At 69.0% G+C, this 15461-nt stretch carries 13 protein-coding genes; 7 read left to right on the plus strand and 6 right to left on the minus strand.

What is annotated here, in order from left to right:
• Positions 1 to 9 precede the first annotated feature (9 nt).
• Complete coding sequence (locus A9D14_RS11065; protein ID WP_066846385.1) at positions 10 to 1305, minus strand: hypothetical protein; 1296 nt, start codon at positions 1303 to 1305, stop codon at positions 10 to 12.
• A 193-nt stretch (positions 1306 to 1498) separates the two neighbouring features.
• On the opposite strand from A9D14_RS11065, the gene purM reads away from it, so the two are divergent.
• Complete coding sequence (gene purM, locus A9D14_RS11070; RefSeq protein WP_066846387.1) at positions 1499 to 2605, plus strand: phosphoribosylformylglycinamidine cyclo-ligase; 1107 nt, start codon at positions 1499 to 1501, stop codon at positions 2603 to 2605.
• 614 nt (positions 2606 to 3219) lie between these two features.
• Here purM and A9D14_RS11075 read toward each other — a convergent pair.
• Positions 3220 to 4287, minus strand: a complete 1068-nt coding sequence (locus tag A9D14_RS11075; RefSeq protein ID WP_157668200.1) for an AI-2E family transporter — start codon at positions 4285 to 4287, stop codon at positions 3220 to 3222.
• Positions 4288 to 4449: 162 nt separating this feature from the next.
• Between A9D14_RS11075 and purN the strand changes: the two genes are divergently transcribed.
• Complete coding sequence (gene purN / locus A9D14_RS11080; RefSeq protein ID WP_066846389.1) at positions 4450 to 5427, plus strand: phosphoribosylglycinamide formyltransferase; 978 nt, start codon at positions 4450 to 4452, stop codon at positions 5425 to 5427.
• Between the two features lie 16 nt (positions 5428 to 5443).
• Here the strand turns inward: purN and A9D14_RS11085 are convergent, their stop codons facing one another.
• Positions 5444 to 5704 (minus strand): hypothetical protein, encoded by a 261-nt coding sequence (locus A9D14_RS11085; RefSeq protein WP_157668201.1) that lies wholly within the window; start codon positions 5702 to 5704, stop codon positions 5444 to 5446.
• A 134-nt stretch (positions 5705 to 5838) separates the two neighbouring features.
• On the minus strand, positions 5839 to 6261 hold the full coding sequence (ndk, locus tag A9D14_RS11090) for a nucleoside-diphosphate kinase (RefSeq protein ID WP_066846397.1): 423 nt from the start codon (positions 6259 to 6261) through the stop codon (positions 5839 to 5841).
• A gap of 290 nt (positions 6262 to 6551) precedes the next feature.
• Between ndk and A9D14_RS11095 the strand changes: the two genes are divergently transcribed.
• A complete protein-coding gene (locus tag A9D14_RS11095; protein WP_185884973.1) occupies positions 6552 to 7148 on the plus strand; it encodes an opacity protein in 597 nt (198 codons plus the stop codon).
• A gap of 95 nt (positions 7149 to 7243) precedes the next feature.
• Here A9D14_RS11095 and A9D14_RS11100 read toward each other — a convergent pair whose 3' ends face one another.
• Both A9D14_RS11100 and A9D14_RS11105 read right to left on the minus strand, forming a co-directional pair.
• Positions 7244 to 7681, minus strand: a complete 438-nt coding sequence (locus A9D14_RS11100) for a DNA polymerase III subunit chi (protein ID WP_083987874.1) — start codon at positions 7679 to 7681, stop codon at positions 7244 to 7246.
• Positions 7682 to 7707: 26 nt separating this feature from the next.
• Positions 7708 to 9168, minus strand: coding sequence for a leucyl aminopeptidase (locus tag A9D14_RS11105; protein ID WP_066846400.1), 1461 nt, complete (start codon positions 9166 to 9168; stop codon positions 7708 to 7710).
• A gap of 345 nt (positions 9169 to 9513) precedes the next feature.
• Here A9D14_RS11105 and A9D14_RS11110 point away from each other — a divergent pair, with 345 nt between their 5' ends.
• From A9D14_RS11110 to rsmA, 4 genes are all read left to right on the plus strand, one after another.
• Complete coding sequence (locus A9D14_RS11110; protein WP_232468516.1) at positions 9514 to 11991, plus strand: LPS-assembly protein LptD; 2478 nt, start codon at positions 9514 to 9516, stop codon at positions 11989 to 11991.
• 192 nt (positions 11992 to 12183) lie between these two features.
• Positions 12184 to 13575 carry a peptidylprolyl isomerase gene (locus tag A9D14_RS11115; protein ID WP_157668202.1) on the plus strand — a complete coding sequence of 464 codons (1392 nt, stop codon included), beginning with the start codon at positions 12184 to 12186 and terminating at the stop codon, positions 13573 to 13575.
• Positions 13576 to 13592: 17 nt separating this feature from the next.
• A complete protein-coding gene (gene pdxA / locus A9D14_RS11120; protein ID WP_066846409.1) occupies positions 13593 to 14612 on the plus strand; it encodes a 4-hydroxythreonine-4-phosphate dehydrogenase PdxA in 1020 nt (339 codons plus the stop codon).
• Positions 14609 to 15439 (plus strand): 16S rRNA (adenine(1518)-N(6)/adenine(1519)-N(6))-dimethyltransferase RsmA, encoded by an 831-nt coding sequence (rsmA, locus tag A9D14_RS11125; protein WP_066846412.1) that lies wholly within the window; start codon positions 14609 to 14611, stop codon positions 15437 to 15439. The genes pdxA and rsmA overlap by 4 nt, the downstream gene beginning before the upstream one ends.
• Positions 15440 to 15461 lie beyond the last annotated feature (22 nt).

Genomic DNA, 15461 nt, shown 5'->3' on the forward strand with positions numbered 1-15461 from the left:
GCCAGCCCCCTAGCGGGAAATCCTCAGCGCGTCGTCGCCCTGCGTCACCTGCCAGCCGCGGGCGCGCAGCGCCTGGGCCAGCGCGTCGAGGTCGCCGGCATAGCCGACCTGCAAAACCGACGTGCCGCCGATCGCCAGGCTGCCGACCGCGGTGCCCGATACGCCGGGCGTGCCGTTGATACCGGTCAGCGCTGCATCCAGCGCCGCCGGATCGGGCGTGGCGACCTGCACCGTATAGCGCGCCGCCGCCGGCGCGGGTGTCGGTGCGGCGGGCTGCTCCGCCGGGGCCGCGGTGCCGGGCTGCGGCGCGGGGGCGGCAGGCGCGGCGGGGGCGGATTCGCGGGTCAGCGCTTCCAGCAGGGCCGGGTCGATGGTCGCTTCCTCGACATTCAGCGTATCGTCGACCTGCAGCCGGCCGGCGGCCATCGCGTCGGCATAGATGCCGTCGATCCGCACGACCGCGCGGTCCAGCATGTCGGCCAGCTGGGTATCGTCGGCTGCGGTCATGGTAAAGCTGCCGAGGTAGCGGTTGTCGGGCCCGTGGCGCGCGGTGAAGGTGCCGACCACCGGACCGCCCGGCCACTGGCGTTCCAGCCGCGCCATCGGGATCAGCACGTCGGCGGCGCCGAATTCGTCGAGGATGTTGCGCCACCAGCTGCGGCTGCGGCGGCCCGCCTGCCCCGCGTTCAGCAGCAGCGATTCGCCGCCCGCGCCGAACGGACGCACGTAATCCACCGGGCTGGACCCGGTGCGGAACTGCGCCCAGGCGCGCTGCCAGGGGGTGCGGGATTCGTAAAGCTGCGCGGTCCCGCCGGAAAAGGTGACCGGCAGCACCAGCATCGGCGCGGAGCGGACCAGCGTGTCGCTCTGACCGAACAGCTCGCCCGCGCGTGCGCGGTCGAAGATCACGCCCAGCTTCGCGACATAGCGGCGCGGACCGATCTCCTCGCGCTCCACCACCACGGCCGAGACCATCTGCGACAGCCGCGAATCGGCGACCTCGGGCGCTTCGGCGCCGCCATGGGTGCGCGCATAGAGCACTTCCCATGCCTTGCGCTGCGCCTGCAGCCAGCCGTTGGTGCGCGCTTCCTCTGCCGTCTTGCCGACGGCGTTGACGCTGATCCCGTCCACTTCGAAATCGCCGCTGCTGGCGATGGGGGCGATGCCGCGCTCACCCTCGACCTGCGCGGCGACGCGCCAGCCGGCCAGAGCCAGCGCCGCCAGCGCGAACGCGGCCAGCAGCGCGCGAATCCGCGCAGGGTTGCGGGCCATGGAAAGGGCAGGAGGCGAAAGCGAAATCGACATGTCGGGAAAGGGCTTAGGGCGGCCTAGCGGCTGCGCACAAGAAGCATATTGGCGTTCATGCCCGCTTCTTTGCCGAAATGGCCGTGGAAATCCAAGCCGGAAAGCGATAGGCGCTGCCGCTTCACCGGTGTGCCGCCGTTTCGGGCATGCCGCGACCATGGATCGGGGCGCTTCAGGCCCGTTGGGATTTGCGATGAACGACAAGAGCGACAGCCCGAAGAGCTATAGTTACGAACAGGCAGGCGTATCGATCGCCGCGGGCAATGCGCTGGTAAGGGCGATCGCCCCGCTGGCCCGATCGACCGCGCGCCCCGGCGCGACCAGCGAGCTGGGCGGGTTCGGCGGGTTCTTCGACCCCAGGGCGGCGGGCTATGCCGATCCGCTGCTGGTGGCGGCGAACGACGGCGTGGGCACCAAGGTGAAGCTGGCCATCGACCACGACCGGCACGACCATATCGGCATCGACCTGGTCGCCATGTGCGTCAACGACCTGATCGTGCAGGGCGCGGAGCCCTTGTTCTTCCTGGACTATTTCGCCACCGGCAAGCTTGAGAACGGCGTCGCGACCCGCGTGGTCGCCGGCATTGCCGAGGGCTGCAAACAGGCAGGCTGCGCGCTGATCGGGGGCGAGACGGCGGAAATGCCCGGCATGTATGCGGCGGGCGATTACGACCTGGCGGGCTTCTGCGTCGGCGCGGTCGAGCGCGGCGAGCAGCTGACCGGCGACAAGGTCGCGGAAGGCGACGTGCTGCTGGGCCTGGCCAGTTCCGGGGTGCATTCCAACGGCTATTCGCTGGTGCGGCGGCTGGCGGCGGACAAGGGCTGGAAGCTCGACCGCCCTGCCCTGTTCGATCACGAGACGCTGCTGATCGATGCGCTGATCGCGCCGACCAGGATCTATGTGAAGACGCTGCTGGCGCCGATCCGCGCGGGGCGCATCCATGCATGCGCGCATATCACCGGCGGCGGCCTGCTTGAAAACGTGCCGCGCGTGCTGCCCGAGGGGCTCCATGCCCATATCGACGCGGGCGCGTGGGAGCAGCCGCGGCTGATGGCGTTCCTGCAGGCGCAGGGGCATATCGAGCCCGAGGAGATGGCGCGCACCTTCAATTGCGGCATCGGCATGGTGCTGGCGGCCGCGCCGGACGAAGCCGATTCGCTGGCGGCGGATCTGGAAGCCGCGGGCGAAACCGTGCTGCGCATCGGCGAGATTCGCGGCGGAACGCGCGGCTGCACCGTATCGGGCAAGGCGGCCGAATGGTCGGCCAAGGCGGACTGGACCGCCACGCACGAGCAGTAAGCGCGCGGATCGGAACGCGCGGCCCGCCGCCGCGCCGAAGACGACGGCGTCTTCTCCGTCCGAGAAGTCGTAGCGCATCTGCGAAGCCGGCTCGAAGCCGCCGCCCGGTTCGACTTCGTAGATCGTGCCGATCCGGCCCATCGGGAATGCCTCGCCCTTGGCGAATTCTACGCCGGGGCCAAGCTGGACGGCGAAGCCCCACCGCAGATGCACGGCCGCCGCCGCGATCAGCGTGGTCGAATCGACTTCGCCGAACGCGTGTTCCGCCACGAAGCCCAGGCCCAGCAGTTCGCCGACCCGGTATTCGTGATCGATGCCGAACGTGAAGGCGGTCTCGTCCTCCTCCCTGTTGGCGGTGGAGGCGATCACCAGCGAGAGATGATGCGGGCCTTCGCCCTCGCCCACCGCTTCCGGCTGCGCATGGGCGGCGCGGGGATGGCCGCGGAAAACGCGCCAGCCGCAATGGCCGCGACTGTCAGCGCTGCCAGCCGCATGATGCCTGCCCTTGGTGAACGCCCGCGCGCCGCGGGACTTCGCCGGTACCTGGAGCAGGCGCGGTCGCATCGCATCGGGTGCGGACCGGCTTGCGGCGGGGGAAACCCCGAGGGAGGTGCCTATTCGGCCCGCCGCTTTACCGGCCTCGGCACGCCTTCGACATCCTCGCCCAGCGTATCGCGCAGATATAGTTCGCGCACGCCGACGAACAGCACCACCAGCAGCGCGCCCGCGAAGAACAGGCCATAGACGCCGAACACCGCGCCCGCGCCCAGGATCGCGAACAAGGTCAGGGCGGGCGGGATGTTCACCACTTCGCGGTTGACCAGCGGGGTCAGCAGCCATGCCTCTATCACCCGCACCACCACGAAGCCGATCAGCGCATAGGCAAGCACGTCGCCACCCTCCGCCGCCGCGATGCCGATCGCGGGCAGCATGGCGAGCGCGGGGCCGACATACGGCACGAATTCGCTGATCCCGCCCAGCAGGCCCAGCGCGATGTAATTGTCCACCCCCGCGGCCCATAGCGAGAAGCCGATCAGCACCGCCATCACGCTCATCGTCAGGATCTTGGCCTTGAGCCAGAGGCGCAGCGCCAGGCTCATCTCGCCGATCGCGCGCTGCATGGCGGGCCGCGCGCCCGGCGGAGTGAGGAGCAATATGCCGCGGCGATAGGGGCCGGTGTCGACCGCGATGAACATCGCGCCGATCAACACGATCAGGAAGTTGAGCGCCACCTCGCCCGCGCCCGCGGCCAGATCGCCCAGCCGGTCGGCGATGGTGCTGCCCGCCAGCGCGGCCTGCGCGGCGCGGACGACCGCCTCGCCCACCGGGGTGCGCGACAGTGCGGCCTCTATGGCGTCGATGGTCTGGGGCAGGTCGTCGATCATCCCGGCAAGCTGCGTGCCGAACTGCACCGTCAGCAGATAGGCCATCAGCCCCAGCACGCCCAGGCAAGTGGCGATGCCCAGCGCCAGCGAAATCCCGCGGTGCCGCACGCCGATGCGGCGATAGAGCGATGCGGTCGCGCGAAACGCCGCCGCGCCCAGTAGCGATCCGAACGCCAGCATCAGCAGATGGCCCGCACGCCAGAATACGATCAGCAGCGCCGCGATCGCGACCAGATAGGCCAGCCGGCGCAGGAAGGCCTGATCCTCGGGCCGGGGGCGGAAGATCGGGCCTTTCACCGGTGCATCCCCGGCGCGGCCGGCGACAGGCTGCTGCGTGCTTGCCCCGCCATGCGCGCGGCAATAGGAAGGGGCGGCGCGCAGGGCGCGGTTCTGGGTTCGGGCAACAGCATTGTTTCAGCAAATGATCTTAGGCGACAGGCCGTTCCTGTCCACGGGCAAATGAGCGTGCCCGATATTCGGGCGAAGGCGCGCGTCGCGGTGCTGATCAGCGGCACGGGCAGCAACATGGCCGCGCTGCTCTATGCCAGCCGCCGCGCGGACTGCCCGTACGAGATCGTGCTGGTCGCGTCGAACAATCCCGATGCCGGGGGGCTGGCGCTGGCCAAGGCCGAGGGGGTGGCGACCTTCGCCCTGCCGCACAAGGGGATGAAGCGGCCCGAGCACGATGCCGCGATGGATGAAGCGCTGCGCGAGGCGGGTGCGGATTATGTCGCGCTGGCGGGCTATATGCGGATCCTGACACCCGAATTCGTGGGGAAATGGGAAGGCCGCATGGTCAATATCCACCCCTCGCTGCTGCCCAGGTACAAGGGGCTGGACACCCACGCCCGCGCGATCCAGGCGGGCGATGCGCATGGCGGCTGTTCGGTGCATCTGGTCACGGCGGAGCTGGACGACGGGCCGATCCTGGGACAGACCCCGGTCGCGATCCTGCCCGGCGACACGCCCGACACGCTGGCCGCGCGGGTGCTTTTTGCCGAGCATCAGCTTTACGCCCGCGCGCTGGAGGAGCTGGTCAGCCGGCCCTATCGCGCGGACTGGCTGCTGCAGCAGGTGAACGCCATCGCGCTGTCCCTGCCCGAGGCGGAGCGGCGCGAATCGCATGGCAGCCCCGCGTGGAACACCGGCGGGAAGAGCGGCAAGTTCTTCGCCTATTTCAATGACCGGCATCACGGCGAGCCGCATGTGGCGGTGCTGGTCAAGACGTCGGGCCCGGACGAGCTGGCCGAGATGGTCGCGCGAGATCCCGATATCTGGTTCCGCCCCGCCTATTACGGCGCGGCCGGCTGGGCGGGGCTGATCCTGAACCGGCCGGGCACCGACTGGGACCACGTGGCCGAATGGGTGGAGCGCAGCTGGCGCGCGGTAGCGCCCAGGCGGCTGGCAGGGCTGCGCGCCGCGGCGGACGAGTTCTGATCGGCGCCTAGGGGGCCTAGGGGCTGCCTATACTGTCGGCCAGCCAGCTGAGCAGGCCGAAATTCACCAGCAGCGAGCCGATCCACACCAGCAGGTGCATCGCCTGCTGGTCGGGCGCGGTCATGCGGGTCAGGAAGGATCCCGGCACGGTCATCGCGTCCAGCACCTGCGGCACCAGCGGATCCATCCAGGCGATCGTGCCGATCAGATGCAGCCCCAGCGCCGCCGACAGGGCAAGGCCGACGACCAGGTAGATCAGCGCCAGTGTACGCAGCACGGCAAGGCCCCCTCCGATGCCATCGTCCCGTTTCCGGTAAAACGATAGCAAAGCAAGGGGGCCCGCGTCATGACAAAGCCCGTTCGAAAGTTGAACGCGGCAGTGGGTAAGTCACTTGTCCCGAAACGGGAAGATCAGCCGACGATCTCTTCGGGCTTGAAGAAGAAGTCGATTTCGATCTTCGCATTCTCGTCGCTGTCGCTGCCGTGGACCGAGTTGGCTTCGATCGATTCGGCATAGGCCTTGCGGATCGTGCCCTCGTCGGCGTCGGAGGGGTTGGTCGCGCCCATCACGTCGCGGTTGCGCTTCACGGCGTCTTCGCCTTCCAGCACCTGCACCACGACGGGGCCGCTGATCATGAAGTCGACCAGGTCGCCGAAGAAGGGGCGTTCGCTGTGAACCGCGTAGAAGCCCTCGGCCTGCTCACGCGACATCTGGATGCGCTTGGACGCGACGACGCGCAGGCCGGCTTCCTCCAGCATCTTGGTGACCGCGCCGGTCAGGTTGCGGCGGGTGGCATCGGGCTTGATGATCGAAAAGGTGCGGGTAGCCGCCATGATGATTGTCCTTTGCGTGAAATCCGTGCGCGTCCTTTGGCCGGCGGTAAGGATCCGGCCGGGCGCGCGATGCCCGCGCCTCTAGCCGCGCGGGCACGGGGGCACAAGCCCCGCGTGGCGGCGGGCCCGCATCGCGCCGCCGCGCAAAGGGCGACGCGGGCGCGACCGGCCTTGTTGCATTGCGGCAACAGTCTGGAAGTGCTTGCCAAATCGGGCGGAACGACCGGCGCCGCCAGCGATTGTCGCGGGTGATGGGGGAACATCGAACAATGATAAGCAGGAATAGAAGTATGAATACCAAGACAGCCCTTATGATCGCAGGCGGCGCGCTTCTTCTGCCCGCACAGGCTTTCGCACAGGAAGCGCCCGACGGCACCGACGCGTTCGGCTTCGAGCCCTATGTCGCGGTTGGCGGCGGCTATGACGTCTATGACCGGAACGAGGAAATTCGCGACCTGGGCATCGACGACACCACCGAAGGTGCGCTGATCACCGGCACCGTCGGCGCGAACGTGCCGCTGGGCCCGCTGTTCGTCGGCGCCGAGGGCTTCGGCTCCTACGGTTTCGGCGACATCGACTGGGAATATGGCGCCGCGGGCCGTTTCGGCGCGCGCATGGGCGAGACCGGCATGATCTTCGGCCGCGTCGGCTATATGTGGGTCGAGGGCGAGAACAATTTCGACAATGATTTCATCGACACCGATGGCGGTCCCAGCACGCGCGACCGCGACGGCGTGTTCTATGGCATCGGCGCCGAGATGGGCACCAAGGACATCGGCCTGGGCGGCCTGACCGGCGAGAGCGGCGTGCGCCTTCGCTTTGGCGTCGACACGTTCAAGGACTTCGAATCGTTCCGTCCCAACGCGGCGGTCGTGTTCCAGTTCTGATCGCTGACATCAGCCAGTCGAACCGGCCCGCATGCCCCACGGCATGCGGGCCGTTTTCGTAAGGATCGTATTCGTAGGGATCGTTTTCTTCAGGATCAGGGCCCCTCGCGCCAGCGGCCGGACGAATCCTGGCTCCAGTAATGGCGCTCTACCTTCTCCTGCTGGCCCAGGGCGCGCCAGCAGCTTCGCGCATCGGCGATGGTCGCCTCGTTGAACAGCAGCAGCGCGCGGTCGAAATCCAGCGCCTCGTCCCGCCACTGCCCGTCGGCCAGCGCGACGATCGCCGCCGCATTGGCGGCGCCGGGCGCATCGCCGATCAGCACCGGCTGGCGCGCATCGTCCTCTCCCCCCGCTTCGCCATTGGCGAGGAAGCCGGGCGCTTCCCACAACCGGCGAGAAATCGCGCTGCGCTGGGCGGGATCGGCGCTGACCACCATCATGCGCTGACCCGCGCCGAGGGCCTTGCCCGCCAGCATCGCGAGCGCGGCCTCGGCGCTGTCGCGCGTCAGATGGTAGAAATCGACTCGCGCCACGAGCGCCAGCTCACCCGTTCAGCCAGTCAGCCGTTCAGCGTGTCGCGCACCAGCCGGTCGAGCAGGCGCACGCCATATCCCGTCGCGCCCTTGTCCCAGGTCGCGCCGGGCTTGTCGGCCCAGACCATGCCCGCGATGTCGAGATGCGCCCAGGGCGTATCGTTCTCGATGAAGCGCTGCAGGAACTGCGCCGCGGTGATCGAGCCGCCATAGCGCGGGCCGACGTTCTTCATGTCGGCGATCGGCGAATCGAGCAGCTTGTCGTATTCGGCGGCCAGCGGGAAACGCCACAGCTTCTCGCCCACGGTCCTGCCCGCGGCGGTCAGCGCGTCGGACAGCTCGTCATTGTTCGAGAACAGGCCGCCATGCTCCTTGCCCAGCGAGATCAGGATCGCGCCGGTCAGCGTGGCGAGGTCGACGATCTTCGCGGGCTTGTACGTCTGCTGCACCCAGGTCAGCGCGTCGCACAGCACCAGCCGGCCTTCCGCGTCGGTATTGATGACCTCGATCGTCTGGCCCGACATCGACGTCACCACGTCGCCGGGGCGCTGGGCATTGGCGTCGGGCATGTTCTCGGTCAGGCCGCACACGCCCACGACATTCGCCTTGGCCTTGCGCGTGGCAAGCGCCAGCATCGTGCCCGCGACGGCGCCCGCGCCGCCCATGTCCCACTTCATCTCCTCCATCCCGGCGGCGGGCTTGATGCTGATGCCGCCCGAATCGAAGGTCACGCCCTTGCCGACGAAGGCCAGCGGAGCCTCGTCCCCGCCGCCCTTCCAGTGCATCGCGATGATGCGCGCGGGGCGGTCCGCGCTGCCCTGCGCCACGCCCAGCAGCGCGCCCATGCCCAACTCGGTCATTTCCTCGACCGTCAGCACCGTGATCTCGATCCCGGTGCCTTCCAGCCGCGCCTTGCAGCGTTCGACGAAGCTTTCGGGATAGATCTTGTTGGCAGGCTCGCTCACCAGCTCGCGCGTGAATTCGACGCCGGTGGCGACGGCATCGGCGTCGGTCCAGGCCGCTTCGGTGCCCGACGGCGCGCCGGTGACGACGATCTCGGTCAGCGAGGGCTTCTGCTCGTCCTTCAGCTTCGTGCGATAGGTGTCGATCCGCCAGGACCGCAGGCGCAGCCCCATCAGCAGCGCCGCCGCGCCCGCCGCATCGACATTCGCGCCCGAGAAATCCACGCCCAGCGCCGTCTTGCCCGAGGTCAGGAACCTGGCCGCCAACGCCGCGCCCGCGCGTTCCAGCGCGCTGGAACGGTCCCTGGCGTCGGGCTTGCCGGTGCCGGCCAGCACCAGGTGGCGGGCCTTGCCGTCCATCTCGACGAAGCCGTCGAAGATCTGGCCCGGCTTGCCCTTGAAGCGGCTGGACTGCGCGCCTTCGCGGATCACGCCGGGCAGGTCGGCGGGCATGGAACCCTCTGCCACCGGCAGCACGATCGCGCTGATGTCCTGGGCAAGCGAATCGACGAAGCTGATTTTCATGGAGAGAGGACCCTATCCTGTGTCTTGTGTTCTGCTGTTCCTGCGCCCCGCGCGCTGCCGCCAGCTTGCTGCCGCCCGGTACTGCCGGCATTCATGCGGCGCGGTGATCGGCACATGGCTGTGGCAGCGGCTGGGGCAGCGACGGGTTTTACGCGATTGCAGTTAGGGAGCGGCGATGCGATAGGCAAGCCATGCCGCCCCGGCCCGGCGCCTGCAATTCATCCCTGCAACCCGGTGCCGTTCCCTGTCGACCCTGTCCAAGCCCCCCGGTATTGCGCTTTGGGCGAGACTCGCTCTCCCCCCCCTTCGATACCGCGGTTCCAGAAGATCGAGCATCAGCGTCCCATGCGAATCCCCGCGAACGGTCCGGTCCTTTACCTGCCGCTGTGCAGGCTTCCGCTGGCGCGCCGGCCCCTGACGGTCCGATTGCCTTTGACGGCGCGGCTGCTGGCCTGCGCCGCGCTGACGGCCGCCGCGCTGCCCGCGCTTGCCGGCGAGGCCGCGGCGCAGGACCGCCCCGCCGCGATGCAGCCCGAAGGTCAGCAGGAAACCCCGCCCGAGCTGGAGGATGCCGACCCCGGCGTGCCCGAGGGACCGTTCTTCTGGGACGAGATCGACGAGGCGCTGTACCCCCAGGCGGTCGAGGAGGCCCCCGCCCCGCCCGCCGGAACGCCGGAATCGCCGTTCCAGATCGAGCCGCCCGCCGACCCCAACCAGATCGCGTTCGAGGCGGACGAGCTGGGATACGGCACCAGCGACGATACCGTCGTCGCGTCGGGCAATGTCGTGCTGCGCCGGCAGGACCAGCAATTGCGCGCGGACGAGGTGCGCTGGAACCGCTCCACCGGCGCGATCGTCGCGACGGGTGACATCCGCCTCGTCGATGAGGGCGGGAACGTCCTTTATACCGACCGGCTGGAGCTGACCGACGAACTGCGCGCGGGGGCGATGCAGAACATGCTGCTGGTGCTGGCCCAGGGCGGGCGCATGGCGGCGCGCCGCGGCGAGCGGACCGACGACGGGCGCGTCGTGCTGATCGACAGCGCCTATAGCCCCTGCCCCGTCGAGACCGCCGAAGGCTGCGCGCAGGACCCCAGCTGGCGGATCACCGCCGACCGCGTGGCCTATGATCCCGCCACCCAGATGATCCGCTTTCGCGGTGCGCGGCTGGAACTGTTCGGCCTGTCGCTGGTGCCGCTGCCGTGGATGGAGATCCGCGCCGACGGCCAGCCGGTGTCGGGCCTGGTCACGCCGGACCTGCGCATCTCCGCCTCGAACGGGGTGGAGGTCGAGGGGGGCTATTACTGGCGCATCGCCCGGAACCGCGAGCTGACGCTGAAGGGCACCGCCTATACCCAGGTGCTGCCGATGGCATCGGCGCGCTATGCCGCACTGACCGAGACGGGCGCATACCAGGTAACCGGGTACATCACCTCGTCCTCGCGCGTGCCGATCGGCGATGCCGCCGCCATCGACCCGGCATCGGAACGCGACCTGCGCGGCTATCTCGATGCCAATGGCCGTTTCCAGCTGAGCGAGCACTGGAGCGTCACCAGCTCGATCCGGGTGACGAGCGACCGCACCTTCCTGCGGCGCTATGACATCAGCCGCGACGACCGGCTGAGATCGATGGCGAACGTCCAGCGTATCGACGACGATTCGTACCTGTCCTTCGCGGGCTGGGCCACGCAGACGCTGCGCGTGGACGAGGAGCAGGGGCTGGTGCCGATGGCGCTGCCCGTGATCGACTATCGCCGCCGGGTCGACGATCCGCTGCTGGGCGGGCGGGTCATGCTGCAGGCGAACACCATGGCGCTGTTCCGCGCCAACGGACAGGACACGCAGCGCGCCTTTGCCAAGGCGGAATGGAGCCTGCGGCGCTTCACCCCCTGGGGCCAGGTGGTCGAACTGACCGCGCTGGCCCGCGGCGATGCGTATCATTCGGACGAGAACCTGCTGACCGGTATCGAGCGCTATCGCGGCGAGACGGGCTGGCAGGGGCGTGGCATCGCGCTGGGCGCGGTCGACGTCACCTATCCGCTGATCGGCGGCTTCATGGGCGGGACGCAGGTGCTGACCCCGCATCTGCAACTGGTCGCGACGCCCGACATCAAGAACCTGGAAGTCCCGAACGAGGATTCGCGCGCCATCGACCTCGAGGACACCAACCTGTTCTCGCTCAACCGCTTTCCCGGATACGACCGGTTCGAGGAAGGCATGCGCTTCACCTATGGGTTCGACTGGCGCTGGATGGCGCCGGGCTGGCGCGTCGATGCCAGCCTGGGGCAGAGCTATCGCCTGACCGATGCGCCCGCGCTGTTTCCCGACGGCACCGGGCTGACCGGGCGGACGTCGGACATCACCGGGCGGCTGGACGTCCGCTGGCGCGAATTCGTGAAATACACGCACCGCTTCCGGGTCGACAAGGATACGCTGGCGGTTCGCCGTAACGAATGGGACGTGGCGGTCGGCACGCGCCAGACCTATGTGGAAGCGGGCTATCTGCGGCTCAACCGCGACATTCCGCTGGTGCTCGAGGATCTGCGCGACCGCGAGGAAATTCGCCTGGCGGGGCGGGTCGCCTTCCTCGACCACATGTCGCTGTTCGGATCGGCCGTCATCAACCTGACCGACCGGGCCGAGGATCCGGGCAGCACTTCGGACGGGTTCGAACCGCTGCGCACACGGCTGGGCATCGCCTATGAGGACGAGTGCATCGAGCTGGGCCTGACGTGGCGGCGCGACACGCGCAGCACCGGCGACGCGCAGGCAGGCAACAGCTTCCTGCTGCGCTTCCGTCTGAAGGGAATCGGCTTCGACTGATGGCCGGCGGGCCGGATGGCTTGGCAAGTCGGCTCAGCCGTGGTTAAGCCGCGCGTGGACACATGGGGCACGATTGTCAGGACCATGCGTGCCGGAAATCCGGCGGGCGGCGGTGCTGCGAAGGTATAATGGCTCTGGAATTTTTCCGCGCCGGTCCGGGCAACCGGCAAGGCGCGGCAAGGGATGCGACAGATGACGACTAGTTTGACGATTGCCCGACTGCAGCGCGCCGCGACCGGCGTATGTGCCGCCGCGCTGATGGCGGCCTCGCTGGCGGGCGCGCCCGCATTTGCGCAAGATCGGGCCGCGCCGGAGCTGGTGGCGCAGGATCAGGCCGCCTCCCCGTCGATCGGCATGATCGAGGATGGCGCGCAGGGCGATGCGGATTCGAATGTCCGCACCGCCAGCGCCAAGGTCAATGGCGAGATCATCACCCAGACCGATATCGACCAGCGCGTCGCCTGGATCGAGGCGACGACCCAGCGCCGCCTTGTCCCGCAGGAGCGCGAGCAGGTCGTGCAGCAGCTGGTGGACGAGCTGATCCAGATCCAGAACGCCCGCGAATCGGAAATCACCATCACCTCGGACGAGGTGGTGCAGATGTACGACCGCTATGCGCAGCGCGAGCTGGGCATCACCTCGGCCGAGCTGGACGAGCTGACCCGTTCGGTCGGGTCCTCCCCCGCCTCGCTGCAGCGCATGTTGCTGGCACAGGCCGCGTGGCAGCAATTGCTGCGCCGCAATGTCGCGCCGCTGGTCAATGTCTCGGCGCGCGAGGTGAACGAGCAGATTGACCGGATGAAGGCCGACAAGGGCACCAACGAATACCGCCTGGGCGAAATCTATATCGCCGCCCCCGCAGGATCCGACGCGCAGGTCGAGCAGCGCATGCAGGCGATCATGGCGCAATTGCAGGAAACCGGCGATTTCGCATCGGTCGCGGCGCAATATTCGCAGGCCTCCACCGCGGCGCGCGGCGGCGACCTGGGTTTCGTACGGCTCGACCGGCTGCCGCCCGAACTGGCGACGGTCGTGCCCGCGATGCAGGTGGGCGAGCTGCAGGGCCCGATCCCGTGCTGCGGCGGCTATTCGATCCTGTACATGCGCGACAAGCGGCAGGTGATGGTCGCCGATCCGCGCGACGGCATGGTCAGCCTGGCGCAGATCACCATCAACATGCCCGCGGGGCTGTCGATGGAGGAGATGAACCGGTTCGCCGCCGATTTCGGCCAGAAGACGCAAAGCCTTACGGGCGGCTGTAGCGCGGTCGAGGCGCAGGCGCGGCAGATCGGGGCCGAGGCGGTGCTGGTCGACCAGATCTCGATCCGCCAGCTGCCCAGCCAGCTTCAGGAAATGGTGCTGGCCACCCCCGATGGCGGGGTGACGCGCCCCTATGGCGTCGCGGCGAGCGAGGCGAGCCAGCCGCTGCGCGCGATGATGGTATGCGGGCGCAGCGATCCGCCGATGCTGGACGGACCGACATCCGACCAGGTGATGGAGCAGATCGAGAACGAGCGGATCGAACGGCGCGCGCAGAACTATATGCGCGACCTGCGCCGCGACGCCATCGTCGAACGCAACTGACCGCGGCGGCGGCCCCGATGAACAGGCAGTCGCCCGCGCGGCTGGTCGTGTCGATCGGCGATCCGGCGGGAATCGGTCCGGAACTGATCGCGCGGCTGTGGACCCTGCGGCATAGCGAGGCGATGCCGGTGTTCGCCTGCGTCGGCAGCGCCAGCCTGCTGCAGGCCGCCGCGGCGCGTGACGGCATCGACCTGCCGGTGGCGCGCATCGCCGATATGGCCGAGGCGGGCGGCGCGTTCGGCGATGCCCTGCCCGTCATCGACCTGGGCGATGTTCCCTATCGCCCCGGCAAGCCCGATGCCCAGGGCGCCCGGCTGGGGCTGGAGAGCCTGACCCGCGCGGTCGCGCTGGCCGTATCGGGCGAGGCGGACGGGCTGGTCACCGCGCCCATCGCCAAGGCGGAGCTGGCCAAGGTGGGCTTCGCGCATCCCGGCCAGACCGAATTCGTGGCCGAGGCCTGCGGGGTCGGGCCCGACGATGCGGTGATGATGCTGGCCGGGCCCTCGCTGCGGGTCGTGCCGGTGACGGTGCATGTCGCGCTGGCCCGCGTGCCGCAGCTTCTGACCGCCGATCTGATCCATCGCCGCACCGCCATCGCCGCGCGCGCGCTGACGCGCGATTTCGGCATCGCCGCGCCGCGCATCGCGATCGCCGGGCTCAACCCCCATGCGGGCGAGGATGGGCGTATGGGAGACGAGGATCGCGCCATCATCGCGCCTGCGGCCGAACGTTTGCGCGCGGACGGCTTCGACGTGCGCGGGCCGCTGCCTGCCGACACCATGTTCCATGCCGCCGCGCGGGCGAAATACGATCTGGCGGTGTGCATGTATCACGACCAGGCGCTGATCCCGCTCAAGGCGCTGGATTTCGACCAGGGGGTCAATGTCACGCTGGGCCTGCCGATCATCCGCACCTCGCCCGATCACGGCACCGCCTTCGACATCGCGGGCGCTGGGCAGGCGCATGTCGGCCCGATGCTGGCGGCGCTGCGGATGGCGGGCGAATGCGCCCAGCGGCGGCGCGGAGATGCGAAATGAGCCTGCCTCCGCTGCGCGAGGTGATCGCCAGGCATGGGCTGTCGGCGTCGAAGGCGCTGGGCCAGAACTTCCTGCTGGACGAGCAATTGCTGGACCGCATCGCGGCCCTTCCCGCCAAGCTGGGTCCCGGCCCGCTGGACGGGCAGGACGTGCTTGAGATCGGCCCCGGCCCCGGCGGGCTGACCCGCGCCCTGCTGCGCGCGGGCGCGCGGGTCACCGCGATCGAGATGGACCGCCGCTGCCTGCCCGCACTGGCCGAGCTGGACGAGGCGTTTCCCGGCCAGCTGACAGTGATCGAGGGCGATGCGATGGCCATCGACCACGACAGCCTGTTCGAAGGCCCCTATGCGGTGGCGGCGAACCTGCCCTATAATGTCGGCACCGCGCTGTTCGTCCGCTGGATGGGGGCCGAAAGCTGGCCGCCGCGCTGGACCTCGCTGACCCTGATGTTCCAGCAGGAGGTCGCGCAGCGCATCGTCGCCGCGCCCGATACCGGCGCCTTTGGCCGGCTGGCGGTGCTGGGCCAATGGCGGGCCGAGGCGCGGATCGCGATGAAGGTGCACCGCAGCGCCTTTACCCCGCCGCCCAAGGTGATGAGCGCGGTCGTCCATGTCACCCCCGCCGCCGCGCCCGAGGGCGTGTCCATGCGCGTGCTGGCCCGCGTAACCGAGGCAGCGTTCGGCCAGCGGCGCAAGATGCTGCGCCAGTCGCTGAAGGGCGTGCCGGGCGCGCTGGAAGCGCTGGACGCATTGGGCATCGATCCCTCGCGCCGGGCGGAAACGCTGACGATTGCGGAATTCTGCGCGGTGGCGCACGCGCTTTCTTGACCCATGGGTGGCATTCCGCCGC

Source organism: Croceicoccus marinus (assembly GCF_001661675.2).
Classification (GTDB): Bacteria; Pseudomonadota; Alphaproteobacteria; order Sphingomonadales; family Sphingomonadaceae; genus Croceicoccus; species Croceicoccus marinus.